Source organism: Brevundimonas alba, assembly GCF_011927945.1.
Lineage (GTDB): Bacteria > Pseudomonadota > Alphaproteobacteria > Caulobacterales > Caulobacteraceae > Brevundimonas > Brevundimonas alba.
Genome location: NZ_JAATJM010000001.1, coordinates 972,432 through 990,659, shown reverse-complemented (window position 1 = coordinate 990,659; position 18,228 = coordinate 972,432). Strand labels below are relative to the sequence as shown.

The 18,228-nt window shown below is 69.8% G+C and carries 15 protein-coding genes; 14 read left to right on the top strand and 1 reads right to left on the bottom strand.

The features are described 5' to 3' along the window. Nucleotides 1-524: 524 nt before the first annotated feature. Entirely contained in the window at nt 525-2,105 is a 1,581-nt protein-coding gene (locus tag GGQ87_RS04935) for a helicase HerA-like domain-containing protein (protein ID WP_168045573.1), read from the bottom strand. 94 nt (nt 2,106-2,199) lie between these two features. Here GGQ87_RS04935 and GGQ87_RS04930 point away from each other — a divergent pair, with 94 nt between their 5' ends. The 14 genes from GGQ87_RS04930 (at nt 2,200) to lnt (ending at nt 18,123) form a co-directional block, all read left to right on the top strand. Further along, nucleotides 2,200-3,336: an AI-2E family transporter gene (locus GGQ87_RS04930; protein WP_425339267.1), complete on the top strand. Its 1,137-nt coding sequence runs from the start codon at nt 2,200-2,202 to the stop codon at nt 3,334-3,336. Between the two features lie 208 nt (nt 3,337-3,544). After that, nucleotides 3,545-4,486: an outer membrane protein gene (locus GGQ87_RS04925; RefSeq protein ID WP_342448304.1), complete on the top strand. Its 942-nt coding sequence runs from the start codon at nt 3,545-3,547 to the stop codon at nt 4,484-4,486. A 198-nt stretch (nt 4,487-4,684) separates the two neighbouring features. Further along, on the top strand, nt 4,685-9,550 hold the full coding sequence (locus GGQ87_RS04920; RefSeq protein ID WP_168045572.1) for an NAD-glutamate dehydrogenase: 4,866 nt from the start codon (nt 4,685-4,687) through the stop codon (nt 9,548-9,550). Between the two features lie 120 nt (nt 9,551-9,670). Then, nucleotides 9,671-10,135, top strand: coding sequence for a universal stress protein (locus tag GGQ87_RS04915; protein WP_168045571.1), 465 nt, complete (start codon nt 9,671-9,673; stop codon nt 10,133-10,135). A 128-nt stretch (nt 10,136-10,263) separates the two neighbouring features. Further along, entirely contained in the window at nt 10,264-10,821 is a 558-nt protein-coding gene (locus GGQ87_RS04910) for a NifU family protein (protein ID WP_168047328.1), read from the top strand. Nucleotides 10,822-10,953: 132 nt separating this feature from the next. Then, the gene (locus GGQ87_RS04905) at nt 10,954-11,529 is read left to right on the top strand and encodes a helix-turn-helix domain-containing protein (RefSeq protein ID WP_168045570.1); all 576 of its coding nucleotides are present in this window, start codon (nt 10,954-10,956) and stop codon (nt 11,527-11,529) included. A 70-nt stretch (nt 11,530-11,599) separates the two neighbouring features. Further along, a complete protein-coding gene (locus GGQ87_RS04900) occupies nt 11,600-11,989 on the top strand; it encodes a helix-turn-helix domain-containing protein (RefSeq protein ID WP_168045569.1) in 390 nt (129 codons plus the stop codon). Nucleotides 11,990-12,014: 25 nt separating this feature from the next. Next, on the top strand, nt 12,015-12,689 hold the full coding sequence (gene tsaB / locus GGQ87_RS04895; protein WP_168045568.1) for a tRNA (adenosine(37)-N6)-threonylcarbamoyltransferase complex dimerization subunit type 1 TsaB: 675 nt from the start codon (nt 12,015-12,017) through the stop codon (nt 12,687-12,689). After that, the gene (locus GGQ87_RS04890) at nt 12,686-13,156 is read left to right on the top strand and encodes a GNAT family N-acetyltransferase (protein WP_168045567.1); all 471 of its coding nucleotides are present in this window, start codon (nt 12,686-12,688) and stop codon (nt 13,154-13,156) included. Before tsaB ends, GGQ87_RS04890 begins: the two co-directional genes overlap by 4 nt. A gap of 27 nt (nt 13,157-13,183) precedes the next feature. Then, on the top strand, nt 13,184-13,663 hold the full coding sequence (locus tag GGQ87_RS04885; RefSeq protein WP_168045566.1) for a Fur family transcriptional regulator: 480 nt from the start codon (nt 13,184-13,186) through the stop codon (nt 13,661-13,663). A 6-nt stretch (nt 13,664-13,669) separates the two neighbouring features. After that, nucleotides 13,670-15,094 (top strand): tRNA (N6-isopentenyl adenosine(37)-C2)-methylthiotransferase MiaB, encoded by a 1,425-nt coding sequence (gene miaB, locus GGQ87_RS04880; protein WP_168045565.1) that lies wholly within the window; start codon nt 13,670-13,672, stop codon nt 15,092-15,094. Continuing rightward, on the top strand, nt 15,094-16,089 hold the full coding sequence (locus GGQ87_RS04875) for a PhoH family protein (protein ID WP_168045564.1): 996 nt from the start codon (nt 15,094-15,096) through the stop codon (nt 16,087-16,089). The genes miaB and GGQ87_RS04875 overlap by 1 nt, the downstream gene beginning before the upstream one ends. After that, complete coding sequence (gene ybeY / locus GGQ87_RS04870) at nt 16,086-16,535, top strand: rRNA maturation RNase YbeY (protein WP_168045563.1); 450 nt, start codon at nt 16,086-16,088, stop codon at nt 16,533-16,535. Before GGQ87_RS04875 ends, ybeY begins: the two co-directional genes overlap by 4 nt. After that, nucleotides 16,522-18,123, top strand: coding sequence for an apolipoprotein N-acyltransferase (gene lnt / locus GGQ87_RS04865; protein WP_168045562.1), 1,602 nt, complete (start codon nt 16,522-16,524; stop codon nt 18,121-18,123). The genes ybeY and lnt overlap by 14 nt, the downstream gene beginning before the upstream one ends. The last annotated feature ends 105 nt before the right edge of the window (nt 18,124-18,228 follow it).

Genomic DNA, 18,228 nt, shown 5'->3' with positions numbered 1-18,228 from the left:
GACGCGGGGGGGCCTACCGCCGCTGTTACGACGTCCTCAACCCCACCTGAAGCGCGCGGCGAGCAAGCAGGCAGGATCCATCCCTGCCCGCGAGGACCCCCGGACTCTCCATCGCCCGGGCTTCATCGCTCGACCACAGCCCGTCGCCATCGAGGAACGTGGATCCGACGCCCTCCCCGTCAACGGGATGGGGGGAGTATGCCGCCGGTCTCTCCTGCGGCGCGTTCGTGACGCTGGCAAATTGGGGTTGTCGAATGGAAACAGCAGCTTGGCTGTTCAAAGTATGGAGACAGCAGTCGGATTTGCAGCGCAGCAATTCCGCTTTCGTCATCCTCCGGCGAGCGGAGCGAGACCGGGGGACCCAGCGGCGCCGAAGGCGATCTGTTCAGGCAGAGGACTCCCGCAGCGGCGTTCCCGACAGCGTCGCGCTCTCGCGCGCCGCTGGGTCCCCCGGTCGCGGCGCTGAAGCGCCTTGCCGGAGGATGACGATAGAGGAAGAGGATTTGCGCGCACTCGCGCGACCTCTACCGCCGCCGAAGACCGCCCAATACCCCGCGGAGGAGTTCGCGGGTCAGGGTCGAACCGGCCGTGCGCAGCACGGATTTGGTGACCGCCTCGATGGGGGTTTCGCGGGTCGAGCGGCGGGCAGGGGCGCGGGAGCGGGCGGCTTCGCGCTCGTATTGGGCCTGCTGGCTGGCCTGTTCCTTCGCGCGGGCGGCGGCGAGCTTGTCGGCTTCCTTCGCCGCGGCGGCGTCGGATTTGGCGCGGGCGGCGGCGGCATCGGCGGTGGCGGCGGCCTGATCGGCCTCGCCTCGGCGTGCAGACAGCAGTTCCTCGGCGGACTCGCGGTCGACCGGCGTGTCGTAGAGGCCTCGCACCGGGCTGGCGGCCATGACCGCGGCGCGCTCGGCGTCGGTGGCGGGGCCGAGGCGGCTGTCCGGCGGGCGGATGGCGGTGCGCGAGACGACGTTGGGCGCGCCCTTCTCATCGAGGGTCGAGACCAGGGCCTCGCCCACGCCGAGGGCCTGGATGGCGTCGGCGGTGTCGAAGGCCGGATTGGCGCGGAAGCTGTCGGAAGCGGCCCGGAGGCCCCGCTGCTCGGACGGGGTATAGGCGCGCAGGGCGTGCTGGATGCGGTTGCCGAGTTGGGCCAGGACGCTGTCGGGAATGTCGGCCGGGTTCTGGGTGACGAAATAGACGCCGACGCCCTTGGAGCGGATCAGGCGCACCACCTGCTCGACTTTTTCGCGCAGGGCGTCCGGCGTGTCGTTGAACAGCAGGTGAGCCTCGTCGAAGAAGAAGACGAGGCGCGGCTTGTCCGCATCGCCGACCTCGGGAAGCTGTTCGAACAGTTCGGACAGCAGCCAGAGCAGGAAGGCGGCGTAGAGGCGCGGGCTGGCCATCAGCTTGGTCGCATCAAGCACATTGACCTGGCCGCGGCCGTCGAGCCCGGTGCGCATCATGTCCTCGAGCCGCAAGGCCGGTTCGCCGAAGAAGGCCTTGCCGCCCTGCTGTTCCAGCTGGAGCAGCGACCGCTGGATGGCGGCGATCGAGGCGGGCGCGACATTGCCGACCTCGCGGCCGATGCGTTCGGCGTTCTCGCCGACGTGGACCAGCATGGCGCGCAGGTCGTCCAGATCGAGCAGGAGCAGGCCTTCCTTGTCGGCGACGTGGAAGACCACCGACAGCACGCCTTCCTGCACGTCGTTGAGGTTCAGCATCCGGGCCAGAAGCACCGGGCCGATCTCGCTGACGGTGGTGCGGATCGGGTGACCCTTCTGGCCGTAGAGGTCCCAGAAGACGACCGGGGCCGCTTTCGGCTGCAGCGTCAGCCCCATACCGGCGGCGCGGGCGAGAAGTTTCTCATTCGGCGAGCCGGGCACGCAGATGCCGGACAGGTCGCCTTTCACATCGGCGCAGAAGACCGGCACGCCCGCGTCCGAGAAGCCTTGGGCCATGATCTGCAGGGTGACGGTCTTGCCCGTGCCGGTCGCGCCGGCGACGACCCCGTGGCGGTTGGCGCGGTTGAGCAGGAGGACCTCGGCCTCGCCGCCGTCTTCCGCGAAGGACTGGCCGAGAAACAGGGCGGGCGCGGTCTCGGTCATGGTGGGAACTCCTGCACAAGCTTGACGCTCATGCTCTACCGCCCGGCGTGGCGGTTCAAGGCCGATTGACGGCGAACCCCGGGACCTTGACCATATGCCGATGAAAGCGCCGATCACCGTTCCGACGTCCACCGTGGCGCGCAATGCGCTGGTGGCGATAGCCGTCGTCGCTACCGGAGCCGCCGTCTACTGGCTCAGCGACATCCTGACGCCGCTGGCCATGGCCATCTTCCTGCTGATCATGATCGACGGGGTGAAGCGCAGCCTCGCCACGCGGACGCCGGTGCCCGAGCGATGGGCGGGGGTCGCCGCCCTGCTGCTTGTCACGGTCGGCTTTCTGATCGCCGTCGCCATTATCTTCTACGGCGCGCGCGGATTCTTCGTTCAGACCACCGATGACGCGGTGCTGCTGGGGCCGCGTCTCGACCAGATACTGTCCGACGCCTACGCCCTGTTCAATGTGGACGCGGCGCCGACGGCGACCGAGCTGCTCGCCCGGGCCGACATCCCCAGCTACCTGTCCATCGTCGCGCGGCAGGCGCAGGGCGTGGTGACCGGGACCATCTTCGTGATGATCTACCTGGGCTTCCTGCTGGCGTCGCAGAACGGGTTCCGGCGCAAACTGGTGGGGATGTTCCCGGACCGGACCGCGCGAGGTGAGGCGCTGGAGGTGTTCCAGCGGGTGCGCGGCGGGGTCGAGGGCTATCTGTGGGTGCAGACGGTGACCGGGGCGATGATCTGCGCCGCGGCCTGGCTGCTGATGCGGGCCGTGGGGCTGCAGAACGCGGAGTTCTGGACCTTTGTCATCTTCATCGTCGGCTTCATTCCGGTGCTGGGTGGGGCCGTGGCCGGTCTGGCGCCGCCGCTGTTCGCCCTGGTGCAGTTCGAGAGCTACTGGCCGGCGCTGATCCTGCTGGGCGGACTTCAGGTCATCCTGTTCGTCAGCGGCAATTTCATCCAGCCGCGGATGCAGGGCGACAACCAGAACATCGATCCGGTGGTGGTGCTGCTGGCGCTGGCGTTCTGGGGCAAGGTCTGGGGCGTGGTCGGCATGTTCCTGTCCACGCCGCTGGCGGTCATGGCCATGGCCATTCTGGCGGAGTTCAAGGGCTCGCGCTGGATGGCGATCCTGCTATCCGGCGACGGCGAGCCCTATGCCGACGAGGAGGCCGAACGGCCCGCCCCGACCGCGTCAACCCGCCGCAGGCCGGGCCCCAAAGACGCCTCTTAACGCCCTTGATTGGCCACAACCGGCGCCTATCTCATCCCTGTCGCCGCGGCTCCCCTCCCCCCAACGCCGCGGTGCAGAGATCGGCGCCACCCCTCCCCCTCCTGGGCGCCGATCCGACAGGCCGCCGGACGAAAGTCCGGCGGCTTTGTCGTATCCGGGTTGGGCCGGCATGGGGTCCAGATGCGGAAATGTCACGCCTCCTGAAGGAGTGAGCGGGATTGCGGGCGGGGCCGAGCTTTGCCGGAACGCGGGCGGCGAGGCGGCGTTGGTGCGGCTGGAGGGGTGGGCCAACACCAATCTCAAGGATCGACAACTCATGCTGAAGACCATTTCCGCCGCGTCCCTGACGCTGCTGCTGACCGGCGTCGCCGCGCCGGCCCTCGCGCAATCCGCTCCCGACTGGTCGGGCCCGTACGTCGGCGTGTTCGGCGGCTTCATCCAGCCGGACGAAGAGCCCGATGAAACCCTCGTCTTCGACCGCGATCTGGACGGCGACTACGACGATACGGTGCTGACCTCGGGCGGCCAGAACGCGTTCGGCCCCGGCTTCTGCGGCGATCAGGCCAGCAGCGGCCAGACCCGCTGCGACGACGACGCCTCGGGCGTCGAGGGCGGCGTGAAGCTGGGCTACGACATGCAGTTCGGCCGCTGGGTCGTGGGCGCGGTCGGCGAGATCGCCGCCGTGGACGCCGAGGACAGCGTCAGTGGTTTCAGCACCACCCCGGCCTATTACAGCCTGACCCGCAGCCTTGATCACATGGCCGCCCTGCGCGCCCGCCTCGGCTACGCGGCCGGCCCGGCCCTGCTGTACGTCACCGGCGGCGCCGCCTACGGCAAGGTGGAGAACAGCTTCAACACCAACAACACCGCCAACAGCTTCACGGCGACCACCGACGAGGACGACGCCGACGGCTATCAGTTCGGCGGCGGTGTGGAGTGGCGTCTGGCCCCCAGCCTGACGTTCAACGCCGAATACATCTACACGGACCTGGAAACCGGCGAGTACAACATCCGCGTCGGCAACACGGGCACGACGCCCGCGACCAATCCGTTCATTCTCGCGCCGAACACCACCGGCACTGACCTGACGCGCAGCACCGATTCCTTCGCGCTGCACTCGTTCCGCATCGGCATGAACGTCCGCTTCTGATCCTGTCCGGATTTCCGGACGGAAGGCGAGGCCGGCTCCGCAAGGGGCCGGCCTTCGTCGTTTTGGGGGTTCCCGCCGCGGGCGGCCTGTCCTAGGTGAACCCGGTCAGGACGGGCGGCTTGCCGAAGCGGCGAACCGGCCTAGTCTGGCGACGTCCCTGGCGGTCCGTCCGAGGCCGCGTTCCGAAAAGAGACCCCCATGCCCGGCGCTTCCGCCCCCACGCACCCTCAGGCGATTACGCTGGAGGCGCTGGAGGCGAGTTTCGCGACCGCGGTCGGCGGCCCCTGCAGCGAGCCGGCCTGCACCTACCTCGCCCAGGCCCATGAAGACTATGTGGCCGACGAGACGCCGGAACTGGGCGGCGCGGATCTGGCGCATCTGCTGGCCTCGGTGTGGAAGTCCGCGGCCGGGCGCAAGCCTGGCGAGGCGGCCCTGATCACCCTCGGCCCTCTGAACGGCGCGGACGCGCGGTCCACCGGCTACGACAGCATCGCCCTGATCCAGGACGACCGACCCTTCCTCGTCGACAGCGTCATGGGCGAACTGGCCGAGGCCGGGGTCACCGTGCGCTCGATGTTCCATCCGATCGTGGAGATGGGCGGGGTTCGCACCTCCCTGATCATCGTGGTCATGGACCCGGTGCCGCAGGAGCGGCGCGACGCGCTGGGCGAGAGCCTCGCCGAGACCATGGGCGACGTGCGGGCGGCGGTGGCCGATCATGCGGCCATGAACGCCCTGATGGCCCGCTCGATCGCCCATCTGGAAGCGGGTGTGGCGGGCGTGGACGCGGACGTGCTGGCCGAGAACCTCGCCTTCCTGCGCTGGCTCGAGGCGGATCATTTCGTCTTCCTCGGCGCCCGCGACTATGAGTTCCCGCGCACAGCGGACGGCGGCTACGAGGCCGAGGCGCCGCTGTCGCAGTCGGGCGCCGGCCTGGGCGTACTGGCCGATCCGGAGCGGACCGTGCTGCGCCGCGCCAACGAGCCGGCCGTGCTGACCAAGTCGATGAAGAAGCAGCTGAACCTGTCCGAGCCGGTGACGGTGGCCAAGGCCAACGCCCGCTCGCGGGTGCATCGCCGCGCCTATATGGACTACATCGGCGTCAAGCGGTTCGGGCCGGATGGCCGGCCGTCGGGCGAGACCCGCTTCGTCGGCCTGTTCACCGCCGAGGCCTATGACCGGATGTCGACCGAGGTGCCGCTGCTGCGCCGCAAGGTCGCCAACGCCCTGGCCCGGGCGGACAAGGTGGTGGGGTCGCACAGCTACAAGCGGCTGAAGAACATCCTCGAAAACTATCCGCGCGACGAGCTCTTCCAGATCGGCGAGGACGAGCTGCTGGAGATCGCGCTGGGCATATTGCACCTGCACGACCGGCCGCGGATCAAGAGCTTCACGCGGAAGGACCCGTTCGACCGGTTCGTCTCGGTCCTGACCTTCATTCCGCGCGAGCGCTTCAATCCGGGCGTGCGCGAGCGGATCGGGCGCATTCTGGCGCACGAGTGGGGCGGCCGGCTGTCGGCCTGGTATCCGCAGCTGTCGGACCAGCCGCTGGTCCGCATCCACTACATCATCGGCGTGACGCCGGGGGATCACCCCTGCCCCGACCTGGCCGAGCTGGACGAGAAGATCGCCGAGGCCGGGCGCAGCTGGGTCGATCGCTTCGAGAGCGCCCTGCGCGACGCCGACATCGACGACGTGCAGGTGGGTCCGCTCAGCCATCGCTGGGCCTGGGCCTTCGGCGCCGGCTACCGCGACCGCTACGACGCCGATGAGGCGGTGCGGGACCTGCAGGCCATCGACCAGCTGAACGACAGCGGGCTGAACGACGGCGGCGATCCCGTGGCGGTGCGGGCGTTCCGGACCGACGAGGACGGACCGCTGAACTTCCGCTTCAAGCTGTATCGGCGGGGCGCGGCGGTGCCGCTGTCGGACGTGCTGCCGATCCTCGCGGACATGGGGCTGAAGACGCTCGAAGAGTGGGGCCACGCCCTGAGCCCGACGGGCGATCCCGAAATCCATGTGCACGAATTCCTGCTCGAGGATCCCCGCGGCGGCGACCTGCATTTCGACGACGTCAGCGGGCCGTTCGAAGAGGCCTTCCTGGCGGTCTGGACCGGCCGCACGGAGAGCGACGGCTTCAACCGGCTGGTGCTGGAGCTGGGCGTCGGCTGGCGCGAGGCCGCGCTGGTGCGCACCCTCGCCCGCTATCGCCAGCAGACCGGGCTCGACCCCAGCCAGGCGGTGCAGGAAGAGGCGCTGCGCGACTATCCGTCGGTGGCGCGCGGACTGCTGTCCCTGTTCCGGTGCAAATTCGATCCGGCCGCCGGCGGCGACGCGGCGTCGCGCAAGTCGGACGTCGACGAGCAGGGGGCCAAGCTGATGACCCTGCTGCAGGAGGTGAAGAGCCTCGATCACGACCGGGCCCTGCGGCGGCTGGCCCTGCTGATCATGGCGATCAAGCGGACCAACTATTTCCAGACCGCCGCCGACGGCCAGCCGAAGGCGCACATCTCTATCAAGATCGCCTCGCGCGAGCTGGACGACCTGCCCCTGCCCAAGCCGTTCCGCGAGATCTTCGTCTGGGCGCCGCACGTCGAGGGCGTGCACCTGCGCTTCGGACCGGTGGCGCGCGGCGGGCTGCGCTGGTCCGACCGCCGCGACGACTTCCGCACCGAGGTGCTGGGGCTGGTCAAGGCGCAGCAGGTCAAGAACGCCGTCATCGTGCCGGTCGGCTCCAAGGGCGGCTTCTATCCCAAGAACCTGCCGGCCATCGTGCGCGCCGGCGGCGATCGCGACGCGCAGCAGGCCGAGGCCATCCGCGCCTACAAGACCTTCCTGTCGGGGCTGCTGGACATCACCGACAACATCACGGCGGACGGGTCCGTGACCCATCCGGCGGATGTGGTGATGTGGGAAGGTGACGACCCCTATCTGGTCGTGGCGGCGGACAAGGGCACGGCGACGTTCTCGGATATCGCCAACGGCATCTCGGCCGACTACGGATTCTGGCTGGACGACGCCTTCGCGTCGGGCGGCTCGGTCGGCTACGACCACAAGGTCATGGGCATCACCGCCCGCGGCGCGTGGGAGGCGGTCAAGCGCCACTTCCGCGAGATGGGCAAGGACATCCAGACCGAGCCCTTCACCGTCGTCGGCGTCGGCGACATGTCGGGCGACGTGTTCGGCAACGGCATGCTGCTGTCGAAGGCGATCAAGCTGGTGGCGGCCTTCGACCACCGCGACATCTTCATCGATCCCAATCCCGATCCGGCGACCAGCTGGGTCGAGCGGGACCGGATGTTCAAACTGCCGCGCTCGTCCTGGCAGGACTACGACAAGTCGAAAATTTCGAGCGGCGGCGGCATCTTCCCGCGCTCGGCCAAGTCGATCGAGCTGACGCCCGAGATCAAGGCCCTGCTGGAGATCGAGGAGGACGCGGTCGATCCCGCGACGCTGATGAAGGCCATCCTCAAGGCGCCGGCGGAACTGCTCTACCTCGGCGGCATCGGCACCTATGTGAAGGCGCCGAACGAGACCGACCTGCAGGTCGGCGACAAGGCCAATGACGCCATCCGCGTCGACGGGCCGGAGCTGCGCGTGGCCGTGGTGGGGGAGGGCGCCAACCTCGGCCTGACCCAGGCGGGCCGCATCTCGTTCGCGAGGAACGGCGGCCGGATCAACACCGACGCCATCGACAACTCGGCCGGGGTCGACAGCTCCGACCACGAGGTCAACATCAAGATACTGACCGGGGCGGCCATCGCCTCGGGCGCGCTGAAGGCGGAGGACCGCAACGCCCTGCTGGCCTCGATGACCGACGAGGTCGGGCTGAAGGTGCTGGTCCACAACTACGACCAGACGCTGGCGCTCAGCCTGCAGCAGGCCGAGGGCGCCGAAGCGCTCGACGCGCAGCAGCGCTTCATGCAGTGGCTCGGCGGCAAGGGTAAGCTGGACCGCAAGGTCGAGGGCCTGCCGGACGATCTCAAGCTGACCGAGATGAAGACGGCGGGCACGCCGCTGGCCCGGCCGGAGCTGGCGGTCCTGACCGCCTATTCGAAGCTGGAGCTTTTCGACGACATCGTCTCGTCGAAGGCGCCCGACGACGCCTTCTTCAAACAGACACTGGTCCGCTACTTCCCGGCCCCGCTGGCGAAGTTCGAAGCGGACATGCAGCGCCACCGGCTGCGCCGCGAGATCATCTCGACGATCCTGTCGAACGAGATCGTCAACATGTGCGGCCCGACTTTCCCAGAGCGGCTGCGGCAGTCGGCCCGGTGCGACACCGGGGCGATGGTCATCGCCTTCGAGGCGGCGCGTCAGATCTTCCGGCTCGACGAAGCCTGGGATCAGGTCTCGGCACTGGACCTCAAGATCCCGGCCGAGGCGCAGATCGTCCTCTATCAGGAGATCGCCACCGTGCTGCGCCGCCAGACCTTCTGGCTGGCCCGGCGGGCGATGCGCGAGGGGGCGACGGTCGATGGGCTGATCGCCGCCTACCGGCCCGCCGCCGACGCCCTGCGCGCCGCCGGCGCCTCGGTGCTGTCGCGCTTCGAACAGGCGCGGCTGGAAGCCCGGATCGCGGCCTTCACCGGCTATGGGGCGAGCGAGGAGATGGCGCGCGACTTCGCCATGCTGCAGCCGCTGGTGGCCACCGCCGACATCGGCGATCTGGCGCGCGAGGCCGGCTGGCCCGAGCCGGCCATGGCGACCCTGTACCACCAGGTGGGCGCGGCCTTCGACTTCGACCGGCTGCGCGCGGCGGCGGGGGCGACCCCCTCCGCCGACCATTTCGACCGGATGGCGGTGCGCCGTCTGATTGAGGATCTGATGAACGAGCAGGTGGCGCTGACCCGCGCCGTGGCCCGTTCGGCGGACGCCTCGGTCGGCGCCAGCGAACTGACGGCGGAACAGGCCGTCGACGCCTGGATCGGACCGCGCCAGAAGACCGTCGAGGGGGTTCGCGCCTCGGTCGACGAGATCGAGGCGTCGGGGGCCGGCTGGACCTTCGCCAAGCTGACGATCGCCAACAGCGTCATCCGGGAGATCGCTTCGTCAGCAGGCTGACGAAACTTTCCTTCGGGGGCCGCGGTCGCCAGCCCTTCGGGACCTCCCGACCCGACGCGGCGTGGCGCTTCGCGCGGGCGGGTTCGATCTGCTAGCGTGCCCGTGCTGAGGGAGAGGCCGATGCCGCGTAAATTCCTCGTCGTCGTCGACGACAGTCCGGAGTTCGAGGGAGCGCTGCGCTATGCGGCGCGGCGGGCGCGTTCGACCGGCGGCCATGTGGTGATGCTGCGCGTCATCCCGCCGGCGGCGTCCGACGCCCACTGGGCCGGGGTGCGCGAGGAGATCGAGCGCCAGACGCGGGCCGAGGCGGAATCGACGCTGAACGGCTGGGCCGCCGAGGCGGCGGAGCGGTCGGGTTCGACGCCGATCCTGCTGATCGAGCGCGGCGATGCGCAGGGCTGCATCCGCAAGGTTGTCGGCGAGGATCCCGACATCAAGATCCTGGTGCTGGCGGCGGGATCGAACGCGCCGGGGCCGCTGGTGGCGGCGGTGGTCAAACAGGGCGCGGCCTTCACCGGGCGCAAGCTGCCAGTGACGATCGTGCCGGGCGAGCTGACCGAGAAAGAGATCGAGGATCTGGCGTGATGTGAAGAGGGGGCGCTAACGCTCGGCGCGCGGCGCCTCGCTGCATGAGCGCAATGGCTCTTCTTCTCACCGGCACGGGACGGTGTGCGGGACTTGAACCCGCCGTCTCGCGGGCGCATCTGAGCGCCATGTTCATCCAGACCGAACCGACGCCGAATCCGAACGCGCTGAAATTCCTGCCCGGGCGGGATGTGTCGGCCGAGCCGCGCGAGTTTCTGACCATCGACGAGGCCGCCGCCTCGCCGCTGGCTGAGTCCCTGTTCCAGCTGGAGGGCGTGGCCGGTGTCTTCTTCGGCTCGGACTATGTGTCGGTGACGCGCGATCCGGCCGGGCTGGACTGGCCGCAGATGAAGGCGCCGATCCTGGCGGCGATCATGGACCATTTCGTCTCGGGCGCGCCGCTGTTGCGCGGCGGGGCCTTCGACAGTGTCTCGCCCGACGGCGAGGACAGCGAGATCGTGGCCGAGATCAAACAGCTGCTGGACAGCCGCATCCGGCCGGCGGTGGCGCAGGACGGCGGCGACATCCTGTTCGACACCTTCGACGAGGAGACGGGGGTTCTGAGCCTGCGCATGCGCGGCGCCTGCGCCGGCTGTCCGTCGAGCTCGGCCACGCTGAAGGCCGGCGTCGAGCAGATGATGAAACACTATGTGCCCGAAGTGACCCGGGTCGAGCAGGTCATTTAAGCGAGGGCGCTATCGCTCGCCGCGCGGCGGCTCGCTGCTTGAGCGCGAACAGTCGATCCAATGCGCTGGCGTAGTCCTGCCTGAAACAAATCCGTCCTCGCCTCTGGGCGGCGCCTGCGTCATTGTCCAAACATGCCCCGGTTCGAGAGCGACAGCGACGCCCGGCGCCTCGGCGAGGCGCTTGCGGGCCTGCGCCGGGAGGCGGGGCTGAGCCAGGCCGAGGCGGGCGAGCGGGTCGGCATGACCAGCCAGGGCTGGGGTCTCTATGAATCAGGCAAGCGGCCGGGGCTGTTCAGGCCCGACGTGCAGCGGCGGCTGACGACGGCCATAGGATCGTCGGCGGAAGAGCTGGCGCTGCAGCTGAGTGTGCCGCCGGCCGCATCAGAGACTTCGGCTTCGGGCATGGAGAATACCGGCCGGGCCTACCCGGGGCCGCCGACGGGTGGAACGCGGCGGCTGCAGCTGTCGAACGACGACCTGTCGCCGTGGGCGGCGTCGGGGGTGGTGCTGGAGTATGAGCCGGGGCGGTGGCCGCGGCGGGATCAGGGCTGCGTCATCGAGATGGCCGATGGCGAAGTGCGGGTGCGGCTGTACGACAGCGCCGACGCGGAGGCGCTGACGGTGCGCGGCGTGCGCGGCGGCGAGGAGCGGATCGCCCGGGCCGACACCCGGCAGGTCTCTGCCGTCGTCGCGCGGATGGATGTCTAGATGAAACGAAATCGTTGCAACATTCCCGTTTCCATGAAACTGTTCCGTCGCGAACAGAGGGAGCGGAGCCATGGCGAGAGTGGGTGGACCGGAGGAAGTCGACGCCTATGTCGGCGCGCGGATCAGTCTGCGGCGCTCGGCGATGGGGCTGTCGCAAACGGCGCTGGCGCAGCAGATCGGCATCAGCTTCCAGCAGGTGCAGAAATACGAGACAGGCCAGAACCGCATCTCGGCCTCGAGGCTGCATCGGGTGGCGACGGTGCTGGCCACCTCGGTCGAGGCCTTCTTCCCGCCCGTGCCCACCGCGCGCGAGACGCCGGATCACAGCTGGGAGGCGCTGCGGCACATAACCGCCAGCGCGGACGGGCGGGCCGTGGCCTCGGCCTTTCCGCTGATCGAGCACCGCGACGTGCGCAAGGCCGTGGCCCGTGTGGTGAGGGCGCTGGCGCGGGACGACTGAATGCCGGCTCCGTGGGAGCGGGGCGATGAGGGTGCTGGTGATCGATACGGCGCTGGGCCTGTGCACGGCGGGGGTGTTCGAGGTCGAGGACGGCGAGGCGCGGGTGCTCGGCCTGCGCTCGGAGGCCATGACCAAGGGGCATCAGGAGCGGCTGGCGGGCATGGCCCGCGACGCCGTGGCCGAGGCGGGCGGGTTCGGGAGGATCGACCGGATCGGCGTGACCGTCGGGCCGGGGTCCTTCACCGGGCTGCGGGTCGGGCTGGCCTTCGCCCAGGGGCTGGGGGCGGCGCTGGACCGGCCGGTGGTGGGGATTTCGACGCTCGACGGACTGGCCGCGTCGGTGGGCGAGGGTGGAGCGGTCGCGGCGGTCATCGATGCGCGGCGGGGACAGGTCTATGCCCGCTTCTGGCGGGACGGCGTGTCGGAGGGTCCGGCCGAGGCCCTGCCGATCGAGACCGCACAGGAGCGGGCGGTGATGCTGGGCGAGGGGGCGCGGCTGGTCGGGTCGGGCGCTGGGCTGATCGCCGAGGGCGTGCCGGGCGCGGCGGTGTTCGATCTGGAGGGACCGGCTCCGGAGGCGCTGGTCCGACTGGCGGCGGCGGCGGACCCGGCGACGAACCCGCCGCGGCCGGTCTATCTGCGCGCGCCGGATGCGACACCGCCCACCCGACTGCCGGGCCAGCCACGGCCAACGACGTGACGAGCGAGGCTCCGCAGGATGGGCGCGGCCCGGACCGGCAGGCGGCGCGGCTGGCTGAGCTCCACGCCGGGGCCTTCGACGGCCCGCACGACACGCCGTGGAGCGAGCATGCCTTTGCCGATCTGCTGGGTCAGTTCGGCGTTTTCGCGGTCGAAGGTCCGGACGGCTTTATCCTGATGCGGGCGGTGGCCGACGAGGCGGAAATCCTGACGCTGGCGGTGCGGCCCGGGGCGCGGCGCGGCGGGCTGGGCGGGCGACTGGTCGGCGAAGGGGTACTGGCGGCGGCGGCGCGAGGGGCTGTGCGGGTCTTTCTCGAGGTGGCCGAGGACAATGTTGCGGCGCGGGCTCTGTACGCGCGGGCGGGGTTCGCGGAGGCGGGGCGGCGGCCCGGCTATTACGCCTCCGCCGACGGGTCGCGCCGTGACGCCCTGCTACTGGCTCTCAACTTGTCCGCCGCGCTTCCCTAGGGCGCGCCGCCCGCCTATTCTCCCGCCATGGACCGGATCGAGAAACTCTGCGCCGAGCGCGGCATGCGCATGACCGAGCAGCGGCGCGTCATCGCCCGGGTCCTGTCCAGCGCCGAGGATCACCCCGACGTCGAGGAGCTGTACCGCCGCGCCTCGTCGATCGATCCGCACATCTCGATCGCCACCGTCTACCGCACGGTGCGGCTGTTCGAGGAAGCGGGGGTCGTTGAGAAGCATGACTTCGGTGACGGGCGGTCGCGCTACGAGGAGGCGGGCGATGACCATCACGACCACCTGATCGACACCCGCACGGGCGAGGTGATCGAGTTCTTCGACGCCGAGATCGAGCGGCTGAAGACGGAGATCGCCGAGCGGTTGGGCTTCGAACTGATCGGCCACAAGCTGGAGCTCTACGGCAAGCCGATCGACGGCGCGGAGCCGTCCAGCCGCGAGGGACTGATCTTCAAGCGGCACGCGGCGCGCGTGGACCCAGCCGACATCGGCTGACGCCGTATGACCGAAACCCTTGTTTCGCAGCCGGGAAAGGATGAGGCGGGCGCCGCGCCGAAGCGTCTGTTCATCAAGACCTACGGCTGCCAGATGAACGTGTATGACTCCGAGCGGATGGCCGATGTGCTGCGCCCGCTGGGCTATGCCGCGACGGACACGGCGGCGGACGCCGACTTCGTCATCCTCAACACCTGCCACATCCGCGAGAAGGCGGCCGAGAAGATCTATTCCGAGCTCGGCAAGCTGAGGGAATTGAAGGACGCCCGGGCGAGGAATTCGAATACGGAAAGCGGGACGTCGAAGAATTCGATGATCATCGCCGTGGCGGGCTGCGTCGCCCAGGCCGAGGGCGAGGAGATCATCAGGCGGCAGCCGGCGGTCGATCTGGTCGTCGGACCGCAGGCCTATCACCAGCTGCCGGAGCTGCTGACGCGGACGGCGAGGGCGCGGGGCGAGAGGATCGGAGCCGACTTCGCACCAAACGAGAAGTTCGACGCCCTCAGGGTCCCGCGCGGCGGGGAGGGCGTCACCGCCTTCCTGACGGTGCAGGAGGGGTGCGACAAATTCTGCAGCTTCTGCGTCGTGCCCTATACGCGCGGGGCCGAGTGGTCGCGGCCGGTCGCGGACGTGCTGGCGGAGGCGCGGGAGTTGGCGGCGCGCGGCGTGCGCGAGGTCACCCTGCTGGGGCAGAACGTCAACGCTTACAATGGCGAGGGGGCGGACGGGACGCCGTCGACTCTGGCGCGGCTGGCCTTCGCCCTGGCGGAGGTCTCCGGGCTGGACCGGATTCGCTACACGACCAGCCATCCGAACGACTTCACCGATGAGCTGATCGCGGCGCACCGGGATCTGCCGCAGATGATGCCGTGGCTGCACCTGCCGGTGCAGGCGGGATCGGACCGCATCCTGAGGCTGATGAACCGCAAGCACGGGCGGACGAAATACGTCGAGCTGATCGACCGTATCCGCGAGGCGCGGCCGGACATGGCGATGTCGGGCGACTTCATCGTCGGCTTCCCCGGTGAGACGGACGCCGATTTCGAGCAGACGATGGATCTGGTGCGGCGGGTGACCTACGCCTCGGCCTTCAGCTTCATGTATTCGCCGCGGCCCGGCACGCCGGCGGCGACCATGGCCGGGCAGGTTCCGGGCGCGTTGAAGAAGGCGCGGCTGCAGGCGCTGCAGACCCTGCTGACCGAACAGCAGATCGCCTTCAATGCATCGCGGGCGGGCATGGTCATGCCGGTGCTGTTCGAGCGGCCGGGGCGGCATGCGTCGCGGGCGCAGGCGGTGGGTCGCTCGCCCTGGCTGCAGTCGGTGCATGTGGATCACGCGGATCACCTGATCGGCCAGATCGTTCTGGTGGAGATCCTGACCGGCCAGCAGAATTCCCTGACCGGCCGCCTCGTTGAACAGAAGGCCGCTTGATGGCGCGTGAGAGTGAGTTCCTGGCGTTGGACGACGCCGCCCTGCGGGCCGTCGTGGGTCCGCACAGCCGCCACATCGCCCTGATCGAGGATGCGTTCAAGGTGCTGGTCGAGGCGCCGGGCGGCGGGGTGACCATCAACGGCTCGACCCGCGACCGGGCGCAGGCCAAGCGGGTGATCGAGACCCTCGCCAAACGCTCGGAAAGTGGGGCGGAGATCACCGAGGCGGACGTGCGCACGGCGCTGGGCGCGGCCGCGACCCAGCCGAGGGAAGGGCAGGGGACCGTGGCCCCCAACGCCGTGGCCCTGCCGGTCGGGCGGCGCGGGGCCATCGCGCCCAAGACGGCGGCACAGGCCAACTATCTGGACATGCTGTCGCGCTGCGAGCTGACTTTCGGCGTCGGTCCGGCGGGGACGGGCAAGACGTTTCTGGCCGCCGCCTACGGCGCCTCGCTGCTGCGGCGGGGGCAGGTCGACCGGTTGGTCATCACCCGGCCGGCCGTCGAAGCGGGGGAGAAGCTGGGCTTCCTCCCAGGCGACCTGAACGAGAAGGTCGACCCCTATCTGGCGCCCATCTGGGAGGCGCTGAACGACATCCTCGGACCCGACGACGTGCGCCGCCGGCGGGACAAGGGCGAGATCGAGGCGGCGCCGATCGCCTTCATGCGCGGCCGGACGCTGGCCCACGCGTTCATCATCGTCGACGAGGCCCAGAACACCTCGCGGCTGCAGATGAAGATGGTGCTGACCCGGCTGGGCGAGGGCGCGCGGATGGTGGTGACCGGCGACCCGTCGCAGGTCGATCTGCTGAACCCGCGCGATTCCGGCCTCAGCCACGCGCTGCGCATCCTCAAGGACGTGAAGGGCGTCGCCATCCAGACCTTCCAGGCCCAGGACGTGGTCCGCCACGCCATGGTCGAGCGCATTGTGCGGGCCTATGACGCCGACGCCTCGGCTCACCGCCCGGCCGCCGATCTGGAAGACACGGGCCGGTGATCGAGGTCGAGGTCGAGGACGAAGCCTGGACGGCGGCCCTGCCAGAAGCGGCGGCGGTGGCCCAGCGGGCGGCGACGGCGGCGCTGGGAACCGTCGAGGGCGACGTCGTGGTGCTGCTGACCGACGACGCGGCGGTGCAGGACCTGAACGCCCGCTTCCGCGACAAGGACCGGCCGACCAATGTGCTGTCGTTCCCCGCAGCCGAGAGCGCGACGCCGCACCTCGGCGACCTCGTGCTGGCCTACGGCGTCTGCGCGGCGGAGGCGCAGGCGCAGGGCAAGTCGCTGGCCGACCACCTGTCGCACCTGACCGTGCACGGCGTGCTGCACCTGCTGGGCCGGGACCACGTGGACGAAGGCGAGGCGGAGGAGATGGAGGCCGAGGAACGGTCCATCCTTGCCACGCTGGGCGTCGCGGACCCATACAGGGCCGATGCTGACGCTTGACCCCGCTTCCCGCCGCGACCGCCTGATTCTGCGTTTCGGACGCATCGCCCTGGCCCTGCTGGCCGGCGCCGGGGCGGCGCTGGCGCATCCGCCGTTCGGAATCCTGCCCGGTCTGCTGGGCTATCCCCTGCTCATGCTGCTGGCCGAGCGGTCGGCGACGACGCGCGGCGGCTTCTGGATGGGGTGGCTGGCCGGCTTCGCCTATTTCTTCATCAGCTGCTGGTGGGTGGCCGAGGCCTTTCTGGTCAATCCCGAACAGGCGTGGATGGCGCCGTTCGCGGCCTCGCTGCTGCCGATCGGCCTGGGCCTGTTCTGGGGCGCGGCCACGGCGCTGTACCGTCGGTTCGCCCCGTCAGGCGTGGGCCGGGTCCTGGTGTTCGCGGGCCTGTTCTGCCTGCTGGAATGGCTGCGCGGCCATGTGCTGACCGGCTTCCCGTGGAACCCCGCCGGAGCGAGCTGGAAGGCCGGGTCGGCCGGGTCACAGTTCGCCTCCGTCGTGGGCGTCTATGGGCTGAGCCTCGTCACGGTCGCGGCGGTGTCGGCGTTCGGCCCGCTGGCGGGCGCGGGACCGCGCAAGGCCCGTATCGGGGCGGCGGTGCTGGGCGTGCTGGCTCTGTCGGCGCTTCTGATCGGCGGAACCGTGCGGCTTTCGGCGGCGCGCCCCGACTTCACCGACACGGTCGTGCGGATTGTCCAGGCGGACGTGGCGCAGGAGTCAAAATGGACGCCAGAAGCCTATCAGGACATCGTCGACCGCTATGTGAACCTGACCGCGCGGCCGGGGGCGGTGATCCCGGACGTGATCATCTGGCCGGAAGGTGCGCTGCCCGCCTCGGCCAATCAGGTGTTCGCACCCGGATCGCCGGACGCCGTCGCCATCGCCCGCGCGGTCCAGCCGGGCCAGAGCCTGATCCTCGGTCTCGGACGCGGCGTAGCGGACCCGGCGGCGCCCGATGGCGCGCGCTATTACAACAGCCTGCTGGCCCTGACGGACGAGGGCGGCGACGGCCTGCGGATCACGGCGACCTACGACAAATACCGGCTGGTGCCGTTTGGCGAATACCTGCCCGCGGGCGCGGTGATGGGGGCGCTGGGTGTTCGCAGCCTGACGCATATGCCGCTGGACTTCAGCGCGGGCGCCAGACCCGCTCCGATCTCGATTCCCGGACTGCCCCGGGTCCAGCCGCTGATCTGCTACGAGAGCCTCTACCCCGGCTTCACGCCCGGCGCGGCGGAGCGGCCGCGCTGGATCGCCAACATCTCCAATGACGCCTGGTTCGGGCGAACCTCCGGTCCGCAGCAGCATCTGAACCTCGCCAGCTATCGTGCCATCGAGACGGGTCTGCCGGTGGTCCGCTCCACCCCGACCGGGGTGTCGGCGATGATCGATCCGTGGGGACGCGTGGTGGGCGACCAGCGCCTCGAGCCGGGCGAGAGCGGCGTGATCGACGCGCGACTGCCCGAGCCGGGACCGGCCACCGTGTATGGCCGGTTCGGCGACCTGCTGTTCGCGCTCGGCCTGCTTCTGGCGCTGTCTCCCCTCGCTGTCGAACAGAGGCTTCGGCGCCGGCTGACCCGCGCAAATTAACCTGTGTTCGGCGCTTTTCCCGTCGTCGGTGAGGTGCGGAAACGCTTGATCAACCCAAGGCTGCACCGAGGCCGAAAACTGAGCGTTTTTCCGTGACAGCGGGCC